Below are 14,620 nucleotides of genomic sequence, written 5' to 3'. Positions count from 1 at the left end.
TGATACTGTGCGGCTTTCGTTGCATTTCCCAGGAGCAGTTATCTAAAGATTTTTTTGACTGCTTGAATAATAGCATGAAAGCGGCCGGATGAAAGAAAGGCAGAAAGGAAGGGAAAAAATTGGGAAAAGAAGCGAAAACCAATGCAATGCGGATTTTAGAGCGGCAGAAGATTCCCTATGAAATGATTACTTATGAATGCGAGAATTTCGTTGACGGTGTCCACTCTGCAAAAATTGCCGGCATTTTGCCGGAGCAGTCCTTTAAGACGCTGGTTATGCAGGGAAAGAGCAGGGAGTTTTATGTATTTGTCATTCCGGTGGACCGGGAGGTGGATATGAAAAAAGCAGCCAGAGCTGTAGGGGAAAAGTCTGTGGAAATGATTCCTGTAAAGGATATTACAAAAGTTACAGGCTATGTCCGGGGCGGCTGTTCTCCCATCGGTATGAAAAAGAAGTTTCCAACTGTTATTCATGAGAGCGCAAAAGCCTTTGACAGGATCTGTGTCAGCGGCGGAAGAATCGGGCTTTCCCTGATGTTAAGCCCTGCAGATCTTGCGGGAGTAATCGGGGCTGAATTTGGAAATATTATTTTCATTGAATAAGGAACATGGTATACTCATAAAATGGAAAACACTGGAGGTAGCAAATGTCTGAGTTTATAAAAAAGATAAAAGCAAGTTCATCTCTTGCCTTTGTGCTGTGTATTGTTTTTGGTGTTATTATCTGCATCTGGCCGGGGCCGGTGCTTGTGACTGTCTGCCGGATAGCCGGCGCTCTTATACTGGCTTTCGGTATTTACAGTCTTGTGCTCTGCGGGAAAAATGAAAACAGTATGATTCGAAGTTTTCAGCTGACAGCCGGAATTTTACTGTGCGTTCTGGGAATCTGGATTTTATTGGCGCCGGGTACGTTTCTTCGTCTGATTCCTATTGTAATCGGCGTCGTACTTGTTTACCACGGCATTAAAAATCTGTTTCTTCATTCTCAGGTAAAAGGCGCCTCCCCAAAAAGCGGGATGCTTTATGTGGCGCTGTCGTTAATTGCCCTTGTTTTTGGACTGATTATGATATTCGGGGCGAACTTCTTTTTGAAAGCCGGAATGGTATTAGTTGGAATTGGACTGATTTATGATGGGATTTCCGGATTGTTTATGATGCGTCAGATGGGAGATAAACAAAAAAAGCTGAATAACGATGACGATGTAATAGATGTAGACTATAAAGAGATGTAAATTCGAAAGGAAGGTGTCAGGATGCGTCAGATGGAGTTTAAAATGGAGCGGACGGGGCTTTTGAAAGTGGGAGATATCCTTCCGGTAACAGAGAGTAAACTTCCAAATTCCTGGTATTATACACTGGGAAAGGCGTATGCCATGTCGGCAAACTACACATTTCGTGAAAGACTGATATCTGCAGAGGGAAAAGTGATTGATGTAAAAGAAACCCCTGCCGGCTATTATGTAACGGTGGAATTTGATGAATAACAGTTGTTTTTCCGGGAAAAAGAGGCAGGGGTCATAAGGCCCCTGTCTGTCTGTGTAACCCAAAGGAACCTGGAATATTCAATGATGAAAAAGGAGTGATATCATGAGATATGAGGGAATCGTTTACCGGCCTCCAAGCGAGGCACGAAGTCTGATTGTACAGCTGACTGTGGGCTGTGCTCATAACCGGTGTACATTTTGTACGATGTATAAGGATAAGGTATTCAGGATCCGTTCCCGGGAAGAAATATTTCAGGATTTTAAGGATGCCGCATCAGCATACGGCGGCGCTGTGAAGCGCATTTTTCTGGCGGACGGGGATGCCCTGGTTATAAAAACTGCAGTGCTGTCTGATATTTTAAAATATGCGAAAAAATGTTTTCCGGAGGCTGAGAGAATCAGCGCTTATGGGACGCCCTTAGATGTATTGAGGAAAACAGAATCAGAGTTAATACAGCTGAGAAAAGACGGACTTAAACTTGTCTATATGGGTGCGGAATCCGGAAATCAGACAGTTCTTGAGCATATTTGCAAAGGTGTTACAAAAGATCAGATCATTGAAGCAGGGCAGAAATTAAAAAGATGTGGAATCGGCGTGTCTGTTACACTGATTTCAGGACTTGGGGGCAAAGAGCTTTTAAAAGAACACGCAGTGGATTGTGCGGCTTTGATCAGTGCGGTAAAGCCTGATTATACGGGATTTCTTACGCTGATGCTGGACGATGAAGCCCCCATCACCGAACAGATAAAAAGTGGTGCACTTACACTTTTAAAACCGGAGGATATTCTGGAGGAGATGCGGTTATTTTTAAGACATGTGGATTCAGAAGGAACGGTATTTCGCTCTAATCATGCTTCTAACTATATTGTTCTAAAAGGTACATTAAACAAAGATATTCCTTATATGCTCAGATATCTGGATGAAATTGAGGAGGAAGGCAGGTTCCGGCCGGAACGCTTCCGGGCCCTGTAGTTAAGGAGAGATTTTTAGATGAGCGTTGTTGTAAGCAGTGTTGTGATATTATTCATACTGATATTTGTTGGATTTTATATTGGCAGGCGGGGCATTATACGGCAGGAGTGTACGCCGGATCTTTCGAATTTTATTTTAAAAGTAACCATGCCTGTTACCGTATTTGTTTCCATGATTCAGCAGGAAAATTTAAGTCTGGCGGGAAAAATATGGCAGATTATGTTTATGACCCTTGTACTGCATCTGGTAAGTTTTCTGATAGGACTGGGGGTGATCCGGGCGCTGCGTATTCCAAAGCAGGAGCAGGGAATCTGGCTGTTTAACTGTATGTTCACCAATAATGGTTTTATGGGATTTCCTCTGGGACTTTCTATCTGGGGAAATGACGGGCTGTTTTTAATGGCTGTGGCCAATGTGGTATCAAATTTTCTGATTTTTTCCATGGGATTAAAATTTCTTACAAAATATTATCCGGTAAAAGAGAAGATAAATTTAAAGAGAATGGTTGTAAATAACTTGAATCTTGCGGTTGTAATCGGGTTTGTTTTTTATCTGGCGCAGATTCATCTGCCGGAAATTCCCATGAAGCTTTTGAATTATCTGTCTGATATAACGGCAGGACTTTCTATGATTGTTGTGGGGCTGTCGTTGTCCCGTATGCAGATCAGACAGGTATTTTCAAATAAGAAAATATTTTTGCTGGCGGCAGTGAGGCTGCTGGCCCTTCCGTGTATCTGCGCTGCGGTTTTGAAGTGGCTGCCCATTTCGGCGGATTCTGAGCTTGTGTCAATTTTAATCCTGATGTCCGCGCTGCCGGCGGCATCGTCCCAGACGATTCTCACAGAACAGTACGGAACAAATACACAGGACGCCAGCCGGGCCATACTGGTTACAACACTGTTTTGTGTTGTGACAATACCATTTGTGATGAGCTTGGCCCTTTAACGGACAGGAGGAAGTGATGCCAAAATCAAGAAATCAGAAAGCAAAGCTTTTGTATCTGCTGAGATATCTGGAAAATTATACAGATGAAGAGCACAGAGTAACGATGGAAGAAATGATTCAGTATCTTTCTTCCAAAGATATTCAGGCGGAGCGGAAAAGTATTTATGCGGACCTGGAAAGCTTAAAGGAACTGGGCTATGATATTTTGTATCAGAAGGGCAGAGACGGAGGATATTTTCTTGCCAGCCGCCGTTTTGAGCTGCCGGAGTTAAAGCTTTTGGCAGATGCCGTTCAGGCTTCCAAATTTATTACTTCTAGAAAATCTGCAGAACTTATTGGAAAGTTAGAGCAGCTTACCAGCAGATATGAAGCTGTAAAGTTAAACCGGCAGCTGTATGTAGCTAACCGGAATAAAGCAGTAAATGAAAATATTTATTATAATGTAGATCAGATTCACAGCGCCATTGCGGAAAATGTAAAAATACGTTTCCAGTATTTTGAGTGGACAGTGGCCAAAGAGATGAAGCTTAAAAGAAACGGAGAATATTATCAGGTCAGCCCCTGGAGGCTTTTGTGGGATGATGAGAATTATTATCTAATTGCCTTTGATGACCGGGACCGGATGATCAAGCATTTTAGAATTGACAAAATGCTGGGTACCGGGCTGACAGAGGAGATCAGAGCGGGAAAAGAGTCCTTTGATGACTTTGATCTGTCCGGATATTCCAGAAAAGTGTTTGGTATGTTTGCGGGAGAGGAAAGGACTGTCACGTTAAAATGCAGAAACGCACTGGCAGGGGTGATGATTGACCGCTTTGGAAAAGAGGTTTTTATCCGCAGAAATGATGAGGATACTTTTTTTCTGAGAACTCAGATTGCAGTCAGTCCTCAGTTTTTTGGGTGGTTAGCTGCACTGGGACCGGGAGTGGTTATAGAACAGCCGGTTCAGGTGAGAGAAGATTATGTAAATTGGATGAAAGATATTATAAAAAACAGTTAAGTACAATGCAAAAAGCTTGTATACTTTAAATCATAAAATTTCATAAGCAATGGGGAGAGTTATAAAATGAGAGTTATGGAGGAATTTAAGTATTATCCGCCGATACATAAGATTTTTGAGGTGTTTCGGGAGGAAAGGGATGCTGTGTTTCTTGAGTCTTCTATGCACAGTGAACAGGGGAGATTTTCTGTAATAGGCCTGTACCCTTATCTGAAACTGGTAAAAAAAGAACAGTTTACCGTGAACGGAGAGATCTGTGAAAGGCCTTTTGAAGAATATGTCAAAGAATATCTGAAAGAAAATCAGGAAGATAATCCAACAAATCTGCCGCTTATAGCAGGGGCTGTGGGTTATTTTTCCTATGATTACGGACAAAAAAGAATGGGACTGGCCTCCCGCAAGAAAAGCAGGATTGAAATACCGGACAGTATCCTTTGCTTTTACGATGTATTTATTGTTGAGGATAGTCTGGAAAAGAAGCTGTATTTTATTGCCAATGGAAAATTAATAGATGGAAAAGTTCGTCTAGAGCAGTTAAAGAAACAGATTGAGAGTGAAAGCGGCATCTGTGATCCTGTGGAAGATAATTCCGGAGCCTGGTTTGAGGCGGATTTTCAGAAGGAAGAATATATGGAGGCTGTTTCAGAGATGAGCCGCTATATTGCAGAGGGTGATATTTATATGGGCAGCTTAGCGCAGCAGATACGACTAAAAAGTACGAAAGAGCCGTATCTTTTGTTTCAGAGCTTAAGGCGCATAAACCCGTCTCCTTTTGGCGGATATTTCAATTATGGGGATTTCCAGATTATATCATCTTCACCGGAACGGTTTGTGGGAATAAGAGATGGCAGGGTTGTGGCCAGTCCTGTGAAAGGGACGCGAAAACGGGGAAAGACTCTAGAAGAGGATATGGCCCTTCGCAATGAACTTCGCAGCTCTGAAAAAGAAAAAAGTGAGCTGCTGATGATAGCTAAGCTTGTATGCGATGAATTAAATCAGGTGTGTATACCAGGTTCGGTGGAAATAACAGAATTGTTTGAGGTTGAAGAATATGCAGCGGTATTTCATCTGGTGTCCCAAATTACCGGCTTGCTGCGGGAGAATCTCACGGCTATGGACCTTTTGGAAGCGGCATTTCCGGGAGGGGCTGTAACCGGGGCTCCTAAGCAGAGAGCTATGGAAATTATTGATAAGCTAGAGCACAGTAAAAGGAATCTTTATACCGGTTCTTTGGGGTATCTGTCCCTGAATGGAGACTGTGACTTTAATATTGTGATCCAGACAGCTGTTTTTAAAGATCAAACCTATTATCTTGGAACCGGTGCAGGAGTTGCTGAAGAATCGGAACCGGAGTTTGAATATGAGGAAGCATTCCGGAAGGCAGGAGTGGTGATGGAAGCCCTGAATGAATGATTTATTCTCCACGGTGCAGCTGAGAAATAAAAGAGCGTATGTATTTTGAACTGATTTCAGAACGGAAAGTTTCCGAAAACGGTCCAAAGTACATACGCTTTGCACATTATTTTTTGTTTTTAATAGCAGCTTCAATAAATCCGCTAAACAAAGGATGCGGTCTGTTTGGTCTTGACTTAAACTCCGGGTGTGCCTGGGTAGCCAAAAACCACGGGTGATCTGAAAGCTCGATCATTTCGACGATTCTTCCGTCCGGTGAAAGACCTGACAGTATCATGCCGGCATCGGTAAGGGCCGTACGATAATCATTGTTGACTTCATACCGGTGGCGGTGTCTCTCATGAATTGTTTCCGCTTTGTATAATTCTGCTGCCTTAGAATTTTTGCTGAGAAGACATGGATAGGAGCCAAGCCGGAGTGTGCCCCCGATGTCTTCTACTCCATCCTGGTCAGGCATCAGAGCAATAACCGGATGCGTTGTATTGGGATCTAGTTCGATACTGTGTGCATCGTTCATGCCGCAGACATTTCTTGCAAATTCCACAATGGAAAGCTGCATTCCAAGACAAAGTCCCAGAAATGGAATATTATTTACACGGGCATAATGAATGGCGCAGAGTTTTCCGTCAATTCCCCGGTCTCCGAATCCTCCCGGTACAAGAATACCCTGAACATTTCCAAGGATTTCCTTGGCATTTTCAGCGTTCAGCAGTTCGGAATCCACCCATTTAATATTTACAGTGGCATGCTGGGAAATTCCGCCGTGTTTTAATGCCTCTACAACAGAGATGTAAGCGTCATGAAGCTGAATATATTTTCCTACAAGGGCAATTTCAACTTCTTTATCCGGATGGCGGAGGGCGTCAACCATATCCTTCCAGTCTGTTAAATCAGGCTCCGGACATTCCAGCTTCAAAGATTCGCAGGCTACATGAGCCAGCTGTTCTTCTTCCATTGCCAGCGGTGCTTCATATAGGTATTCCACATCCAGATTTTGAAGGACGTGGTTGTTGGGGACATTACAAAACAGTGCAATTTTGTCTTTTAAATCCTGATCCAGCGGATGCTCTGTACGGCAGACAATGACATCCGGCTGAATGCCCATTCCCTGCAGCTCTTTTACGCTGGCCTGGGTAGGCTTGGTTTTTAATTCCCCGGAGGCGGAAATATAAGGGATCAGTGTTACATGGATTAAAATGGCATTGTCGTGTCCGATTTCATGCTGAAACTGACGGATTGCCTCCAAAAACGGCTGGCTTTCAATATCACCCACTGTGCCGCCTACTTCAATGATCGCAATATGTGTATCTTCCGATGTAAAATTACGGTAGAATCTGCTTTTGATTTCGTTTGTAATATGGGGGATGACCTGAACGGTGCCTCCGCCGTAATCTCCCCGGCGCTCTTTTTGGAGTACTGTCCAGTAAACCTTTCCGGTTGTAACGTTTGAGTTTTTGCTTAAGCTTTCGTCAATGAAACGTTCATAGTGACCAAGGTCAAGATCTGTTTCTGCTCCGTCATCTGTAACAAATACTTCGCCGTGCTGAATTGGATTCATGGTACCAGGATCAATATTAATATACGGATCAAATTTCTGCATGGTAACTTTGTATCCCCGTGCTTTTAACAGACGGCCTAATGATGCTGCGGTGATTCCCTTTCCAAGTCCGGAAACAACACCACCGGTGACAAACACATATTTTACAGCCATTCGTTTTCCTCCTCGATTTATGTAATAGAATTTCTGAAAATCAATATAACTAAGATATTATACAACCTTGTCGAAAAATAATCCACCTGTTTCTGAAAAAACTTTAAAATCCAAAAAGTATTTAACCAGAATCATCCTTGGATAGAGCTAAAGATATTGCATAGAATGAAAAAGGAAGCAAAAACAGATGCAAAAATGCAGACAAAAATCATGGGTCCCAACGCGGCAAAACATTGTCTGTCAGGGGACTGCTAATTTAGAAAAACTTTAGAAAAATCAAGAAAAGTTCACGAACTCCGTATTGATTTATGATTTGAATAAACATATAATGTATGGTAATTGCTGATATAGTCATCAGCCTGGCTTTTACAGCAGATTAGAGAAAGGAACGCGCAGGATTTCCTGCTGCAAGTAAAAAGTAATGGAGAATAATGGTATGAATCCAAATCAGCCTGATAATGGAAACAGGGGAGGCAATAATAATAAAAAGAATGGAAAAAACGGACAGAGTCTTCTGATTTTTGTTCTGGTTACCCTGATTTTCCTGATGCTTGTCAGCTTTGTCAGCAATAAGATAAGCAATTATACAGACCAGGAAATTTCATATACAGAGTTTCTGGAAAAAGTAGATAAAGGAGAAGTGAAAAAGGTTGAGATCGGTACAAGTGTCATCAAGATTGAACCGAAAGAAAGTGAGCAGCAGGGCTTTTATAAAGTTACCTATCACACAGGTGTCTTAAAAGACGAGACGCTGCTAGAACGCCTGGAGAAAAAGAATGTGGAGGTTTCCGGCACGATTCCCAATAACACATATGCATGGATCTCTAGTATTTTGAGTTTCCTGATTCCAATTCTGCTTTTGTGGCTTGTATTTTCCTTTGTTATGCGGAAAGTAGGCGGCGGAGCCGGCGGCATGATGGGGGTTACCAAAAACAATGCAAAAGTATATGTGGAGAAATCTACCGGTGTTACATTTAAAGATGTTGCCGGTCAGGACGAGGCAAAAGAGTCTCTTCAGGAAGTGGTAGATTTTCTTCATAATCCTAAGAAATATACCGAAATCGGTGCAAAGCTTCCCAAAGGAGCTCTGCTTGTAGGACCTCCGGGTACTGGTAAAACACTGCTGGCAAAGGCAGTGGCAGGGGAGGCAAAGGTTCCGTTTTTCTCTCTGGCCGGTTCTGACTTTGTAGAAATGTTTGTAGGTCTTGGAGCTTCCCGTGTAAGAGATTTATTTAAAGAAGCTCAGAAACAGGCGCCGTGTATTATTTTTATTGATGAGATTGATGCTATCGGCAAGAGCCGTGACTCTCATTACGGCGGCGGCAACGATGAGCGGGAACAGACGTTAAATCAGCTTCTTGCGGAGATGGACGGATTTGATACATCAAAAGGTCTTTTGATTCTGGCGGCTACCAACCGTCCGGAGGTGCTGGATAAGGCGCTGCTGCGTCCGGGACGTTTTGACAGACGGATTATTGTTGATAAGCCGGATCTGAAAGGAAGACTTGAGACGTTAAAAGTACATTCTAAAAATGTTCTCATGGATGATACCGTTGATCTGGATGCCATCGCTCTTGCAACTGCAGGGTGTGTGGGCTCAGATCTGGCCAATATGATTAATGAAGCAGCAATCAATGCGGTAAAGCATGGCAGAAGAGCTGTTAATCAGAATGATCTTTTTGAAGCCTTTGAGGTTGTAATCGCCGGTAAAGAGAAAAAGGACCGGGTGATGGGACCAAAAGAAAAACGTCTGGTTGCTTATCACGAGGTAGGGCACGCGCTTGTTATGGCGCTGCAGAAGGATTCAGAGCCGGTACAAAAGATTACAATTGTGCCAAGAACTATGGGCTCCCTTGGATATACTCTTCAGACGCCGGAGGAGGAAAAATACCTCAACACAAAAGCCGAGCTTGAGGCGCGGATTGTTTCTTATATGGCGGGCCGCGCGGCAGAAGAGATTACCTGCGATTCTGTAACAACAGGTGCTGCCAATGATATTGAACAGGCAACCAAGATCGCAAGAGCTATGGTGACACAGTTTGGTATGTCCGAGAAGTTCGGTCTTATGGGACTGGAATCTATTGAAAGCCGTTATCTGGACGGCAGACCTGTTCAGAACTGTGGAGAGGCTACTGCGGCTCTTATTGATGATGAAGTAAAAGGGATTCTCAGGAGAAGCTATGAGCAGGCAAAACAGATGCTCAAAGACAATAGAGATATTCTGGAAGAGATTACAAATTATCTGTACGAGCACGAGACAATTACCGGAAAAGAGTTTATGGATATTTTCCGCAGAATGAAAGGCGAACCGTCGGAAGATGTGGTAAAAGATTCCGTCAGCGAGACGAAAGAAAACGTTCCGGAACGTCAGTATGCAAAAGCATCCGAGACGGATGAAGCAGAGAAGAAGGCAGAAGATAACGGTAAAGAAGAAGAACCGCTGCCTGTAGTTGCTCCTGCAGAAGCATTTGAAGAGGATGACATGAAATAACATGTTTGATATTCAGGAAGAATTAAAAAAACTTCCCGGCAGGCCCGGGGTATATATTATGCATGACAGCAAAGATGCCATCATATATGTGGGAAAGGCGGTAAGCTTAAAGAACCGTGTCCGTCAGTATTTTCAGTCCAGCAGAAATAAGGGGCCGAAGATCGAGAAGATGGTAACACAAGTGAGCTATTTTGAGTATATTATCACCGATTCCGAGCTGGAAGCCCTGGTGCTGGAATGCAATCTGATAAAAGAACATCGTCCCAAATATAATACTATGTTAAAGGACGATAAAACATATCCGTATATTAAGGTGACTCTGGGGGAAACTTACCCCAGGGTCCTCTTTTCACGTACGATGAAAAAAGATAAGTCCAGATATTTTGGACCATATACAAGTGCGGGCGCGGTGAAGGATACGATTGAACTGCTGTGCAAGCTGTATTGTTTAAGAACCTGCAGCCGTTCTCTGCCCAGGGATATCAAAAAAGAACGCCCCTGTCTGAATTATCATATCCACCAGTGTATGGCTCCCTGTCAGGGATACATAACTCCGGAAGATTATCAGGAGCGCATCCGGCAGGCAGTCAGTTTCTTAAACGGCAATTATCAGCCGGTAATTAAAATGCTGGAAGAAAAAATGCAGAAGGCTTCCGAAGATATGGAATTTGAAAAAGCAATTGAATACCGGGAGCTTTTAAACAGTGTAAAGGCGGTAGCCCAGAAGCAGAAAATCACAAGTTCTGACGGTGAAGATAGAGATGTGCTGGCCCTGGCTATGGATGAGAGGGATGCGGTTGTGCAGGTGTTTTTTGTAAGAGATGGACGTCTCATTGGCCGGGAGCATTTTCATGTAACCATTGCCAATGAGGATACAAAGGAGCAGATTCTTGGGACTTTTCTGAAACAGTATTACGCCGGAACGCCTTTTATACCGAAAGAAATTATCCTTCCCTGTCTGATTGAGGAGGAAGAAATTATAGCGGAATGGCTCACGCAGCGAAGAGGCCAGAAAGTTTACATCAGAGTGCCAAGGAAAGGCTCCAGAGAAAAGCTTGTGGAGCTGGCTGCCCAGAATGCCAGACTGGTACTAAATCAGGACCGGGAAAAGATCCGGCGGGAGGAAGGCAGAACCATCGGTGCGGCAAAGGAGATTGCATCTTTGCTGGGGCTTTCCGATGTCCGGCGGATGGAAGCTTTTGATATTTCCAATACCAATGGGTTTGAATCCGTGGGTTCTATGGTTGTTTATGAAAAGGGGAAACCATGCAGAAGTGATTACCGGCGGTTTAAGCTAAAAACGGTAACAGGGCCTGACGATTACGCATCTATGCATGAGGTGCTCACCCGCAGATTTACCCATGGACTGTCTGAACAAAAGCAGCTTAGGGAAAAGGATGTGGAAGAAAAGTTTGGGAGCTTTACAAAATTCCCGGATTTAATTTTAATGGACGGCGGAAAAGGCCAGGTAAATATTGCACTGAAAGTGTTAGATGAGCTAAAACTTACGATTCCGGTCTGTGGAATGGTAAAAGATGATTTCCACCGGACTCGTGGACTGTACTTTGAAAACAGAGAAATTCCCATAGATAAAAGCAGTGAGGGATTTAAACTGATTACAAGAATCCAGGATGAAGCCCACAGATTTGCCATTGAATATCATCGTTCTTTGAGAAGTAAGGAGCAGGTGCATTCTGTGCTGGATGATATTCCGGGCATTGGACCGGCCAGAAGAAAGGCGCTGATGCGCAGTTTTCAGTCATTGGATGCCATACGTCAGGCTGAAATCCAGCAGCTTTTGGAAATACCGGAAATGAATCAAAAGGCTGCCAGAGCGGTATATGATTTTTTCCACGTTATAAAAATGCCGGGGGAATTGTCTGCAAAGTAAAAGACTTCCCGCAGAATTGCACTGCGGCAAAGCTGAAAAAATGATATAATTGGATAAAAATAGTATGATAGAGAAGGAAGAAAACGAACACTATAAGAATGTGGAGGGAATCATATGCAGGGAGTAAGCGTACAGAAAATAGCAGAACGAATGGAACTGAAAAATTATACACCGTGTGTGGATTTGTCCGCACGTTTTATTACCCTGCCGGATATTAACCGGCCGGCGCTTCAGATGACAGGATTTTTTGAACACTTTGAACAGGAACGGCTTCAGATTATCGGCACGGTGGAATATACGTATCTGGAGCACTTAGAGCCAAAACGGCGTCATGAAATTTATCATCAGTTTTTAAGCTATGATGTTCCCTGCGTTGTTTTCTGTAAGAGTTTCCAGCCGGAAGAGGAATTTTTAAAGATTGCCGCAGAAAACGGCATTCCGGTGCTGGGGACCCCAAATGCCACATCTAATTTTACTTCGGAAATTATATACAGATTAAACCGGGATCTGGCTCCTTGTATTTCCATTCACGGTGTGCTGGTGGATGTTTACGGTGAAGGGCTCCTGATTATGGGAGAGAGCGGCATCGGAAAGAGTGAAGCTGCGCTGGAGTTAATCCGCCGGGGCCATCGTTTAGTTACGGATGATGTGGTAGAGATCCGCAAAATCAATGACAATACCCTTACCGGGACTTCTCCTGATATTACAAGATATTTTATAGAACTCCGGGGAATCGGAATTATTGATGTAAAGACATTGTTTGGTGTGGAATGTGTAAAAGAGAAGCAAAACATTGATCTGGTGATTAAACTGGAAGACTGGAAAAAAGAAAAAGAGTATGATCGTCTGGGACTGGAAGAAGAATATACGGAGATTCTTGGAAATAAAATTGTCTGTCACTCCATTCCCATCCGTCCGGGCCGTAATCTGGCAGTAATCTGCGAGGCGGCAGCTGTTAATCACAGACAGAAGAAGATGGGATATAATGCGGCTCATGAGCTGTACCGCAGAGTGCAGGAGAATCTTGCAAATGGAAAAAATATGGATTAAGGAAACAGAAAGGAACCTGTTGTTATGGAAAGAAAAAATGCCTGGAAGAAATATTCCAAGGAAGAACTTGCAGAAGTGTTTGCTTTTGCGGAAAAATACAGAACCTTTATATCGGACTGCAAGACAGAGAGGGAATGTGTAACTGAAATCGTAAAGCAGGCAGAGGAAGCAGGGTTTGTTGATATCAAAACAGTGCTGAAAGAGAACAGAACTTTAAAACCCGGAGACCGGGTTTATGCGGATAATAAAGGAAAATCTATGGCCCTGTATATCATTGGCAGACAGCCTGTGAAGGAGGGCATGTATATATTAGGGGCCCATATTGATTCCCCACGTTTGGATTTGAAACAGAATCCTATGTATGAAGATACAGATCTTGTGCTGCTTGATACACATTATTACGGCGGCGTGAAAAAGTATCAGTGGGTGACGCTGCCTCTTGCCATCCATGGAGTTGTTGTAAGAAAAGACGGTACGTCGGTAAATATTAATATTGGAGAAAAGCCTGAGGATCCGGTATTTGGCGTCAGCGACCTGCTGATTCATCTGGCGGGAACTCAGCTTGAGAAAAAGGCTGCAAAAGTGATTGAAGGCGAAGATATGGATGTCCTTATCGGAAGTATGCCTTTAAAAGAAGCAGATAAAGAAACAAAGGAAAAAGTAAAAGCAAATATTCTCTCCATACTAAAAGAGCAGTATCAGATAGAAGAAGAGGATTTTCTCTCTGCGGAAATTGAAATTGTTCCCGCTGGCGGGGCCAGAAATTACGGACTGGATAACAGCATGATTATGGGATACGGCCATGATGACAGGGTATGTGCATACCCTTCGTTTGCGGCAATGCTGGAGGTAGATATTCCGGAAAAAACCAGTGTCTGCCTGCTGGTAGATAAGGAAGAAATCGGCAGTGTGGGGGCTACCGGAATGCAGTCTAGATTTTTTGAAAATATAACGGCGGAAGTGATGAATGCCTGCGGCGCATATACAGAGCTTGATTTAAGAAGAGCTCTTGAAAATTCTGCAGCTCTCTCTTCGGATGTAAGCGCAGCATATGACCCCAACTACCCCAGTGTCATGGAAAAGAAAAATGCAGCATATTTTGGCAGGGGCGTTGTATTTAATAAGTATACGGGAGCCAGAGGGAAATCAGGCTCTAATGATGCAAGTGCAGAATATATGGCACAAATCCGCCGGGTGATGGATGAAAACAATGTGTACTTTCAGACTTCTGAACTGGGAAAAGTTGACCAGGGCGGGGGAGGAACCATCGCGTATATTTTAGGTAATTATAATATGCAGGTGATTGACAGCGGAGTAGCAGTTCTTAATATGCATGCTCCCTGGGAGATTATCAGCAAGGTAGATTTATATGAAGCGAAATGCTGTTATTTGGCCTTTCTGAAACAGAACTAGCAATCAGACAGGAGGATATGTTGAATCAGGATTTTTATAATGAATTATGTAAATTAATCGGGGGGGAGCAGGTTTTAAAAGAAGAACCTATGTGGCGCCATACCACGTTTCGCACCGGCGGCCCCGCCGAATTATTTCTTACACCTGATATCCATCAGATCAAAGAGGTGGTGAAGCTCTGCCGGGTCCGGGAACAGAAATATCTGGTAATCGGAAACGGAAGCAATCTGCTGGCGGGGGACAAAGGCGT

The 14,620-nt window shown here is 43.4% G+C and carries 12 protein-coding genes and 1 pseudogene; 12 read left to right on the top strand and 1 reads right to left on the bottom strand.

The annotated features are described in order from the left end of the window. The first annotated feature begins 119 nt into the window (after positions 1–119). From ybaK to OCV88_RS13185, 7 genes are all read left to right on the top strand, one after another. Complete coding sequence (gene ybaK, locus OCV88_RS13215) at positions 120–602, top strand: Cys-tRNA(Pro) deacylase (protein WP_262591310.1); 483 nt, start codon at positions 120–122, stop codon at positions 600–602. Between the two features lie 44 nt (positions 603–646). Then, positions 647–1,231: an HdeD family acid-resistance protein gene (locus OCV88_RS13210; RefSeq protein ID WP_158425918.1), complete on the top strand. Its 585-nt coding sequence runs from the start codon at positions 647–649 to the stop codon at positions 1,229–1,231. A gap of 21 nt (positions 1,232–1,252) precedes the next feature. Further along, entirely contained in the window at positions 1,253–1,483 is a 231-nt protein-coding gene (locus OCV88_RS13205; RefSeq protein ID WP_158425917.1) for a hypothetical protein, read from the top strand. Between the two features lie 103 nt (positions 1,484–1,586). Then, positions 1,587–2,456: a radical SAM protein gene (locus OCV88_RS13200; protein ID WP_158425916.1), complete on the top strand. Its 870-nt coding sequence runs from the start codon at positions 1,587–1,589 to the stop codon at positions 2,454–2,456. Positions 2,457–2,474: 18 nt separating this feature from the next. Beyond that, positions 2,475–3,401 (top strand): AEC family transporter, encoded by a 927-nt coding sequence (locus OCV88_RS13195; protein WP_158425915.1) that lies wholly within the window; start codon positions 2,475–2,477, stop codon positions 3,399–3,401. Between the two features lie 16 nt (positions 3,402–3,417). Next, the gene (locus OCV88_RS13190) at positions 3,418–4,401 is read left to right on the top strand and encodes a helix-turn-helix transcriptional regulator (RefSeq protein WP_158425914.1); all 984 of its coding nucleotides are present in this window, start codon (positions 3,418–3,420) and stop codon (positions 4,399–4,401) included. Positions 4,402–4,467: 66 nt separating this feature from the next. Then, complete coding sequence (locus tag OCV88_RS13185) at positions 4,468–5,814, top strand: anthranilate synthase component I family protein (RefSeq protein WP_158425913.1); 1,347 nt, start codon at positions 4,468–4,470, stop codon at positions 5,812–5,814. A 106-nt stretch (positions 5,815–5,920) separates the two neighbouring features. On the opposite strand, the gene OCV88_RS13180 is transcribed toward OCV88_RS13185, so the two are convergent. Next, on the bottom strand, positions 5,921–7,525 hold the full coding sequence (locus OCV88_RS13180) for a CTP synthase (RefSeq protein ID WP_158425912.1): 1,605 nt from the start codon (positions 7,523–7,525) through the stop codon (positions 5,921–5,923). Between the two features lie 436 nt (positions 7,526–7,961). Between OCV88_RS13180 and ftsH the strand changes: the two genes are divergently transcribed. The 5 genes and pseudogenes from ftsH to OCV88_RS13155 form a co-directional block, all read left to right on the top strand. Beyond that, positions 7,962–10,016 (top strand): ATP-dependent zinc metalloprotease FtsH, encoded by a 2,055-nt coding sequence (gene ftsH / locus OCV88_RS13175; protein WP_262591307.1) that lies wholly within the window; start codon positions 7,962–7,964, stop codon positions 10,014–10,016. 1 nt (position 10,017) lies between these two features. Beyond that, complete coding sequence (uvrC, locus tag OCV88_RS13170) at positions 10,018–11,907, top strand: excinuclease ABC subunit UvrC (RefSeq protein WP_158425910.1); 1,890 nt, start codon at positions 10,018–10,020, stop codon at positions 11,905–11,907. A gap of 114 nt (positions 11,908–12,021) precedes the next feature. Beyond that, a complete protein-coding gene (gene hprK, locus OCV88_RS13165; protein ID WP_158425909.1) occupies positions 12,022–12,957 on the top strand; it encodes an HPr(Ser) kinase/phosphatase in 936 nt (311 codons plus the stop codon). 24 nt (positions 12,958–12,981) lie between these two features. Continuing rightward, entirely contained in the window at positions 12,982–14,370 is a 1,389-nt protein-coding gene (locus OCV88_RS13160) for an aminopeptidase (protein WP_158425908.1), read from the top strand. Between the two features lie 20 nt (positions 14,371–14,390). After that, positions 14,391–14,620: pseudogene (locus OCV88_RS13155) on the top strand (UDP-N-acetylmuramate dehydrogenase); the annotation flags it as partial.

The sequence above is a fragment of the Brotonthovivens ammoniilytica genome (assembly GCF_025566885.1).
Classification (GTDB): domain Bacteria; phylum Bacillota; class Clostridia; order Lachnospirales; family Lachnospiraceae; genus Brotonthovivens; species Brotonthovivens ammoniilytica.
Note: the sequence above shows the minus strand (reverse complement) of the source record. Positions and strands in the feature narration are given on the sequence as shown.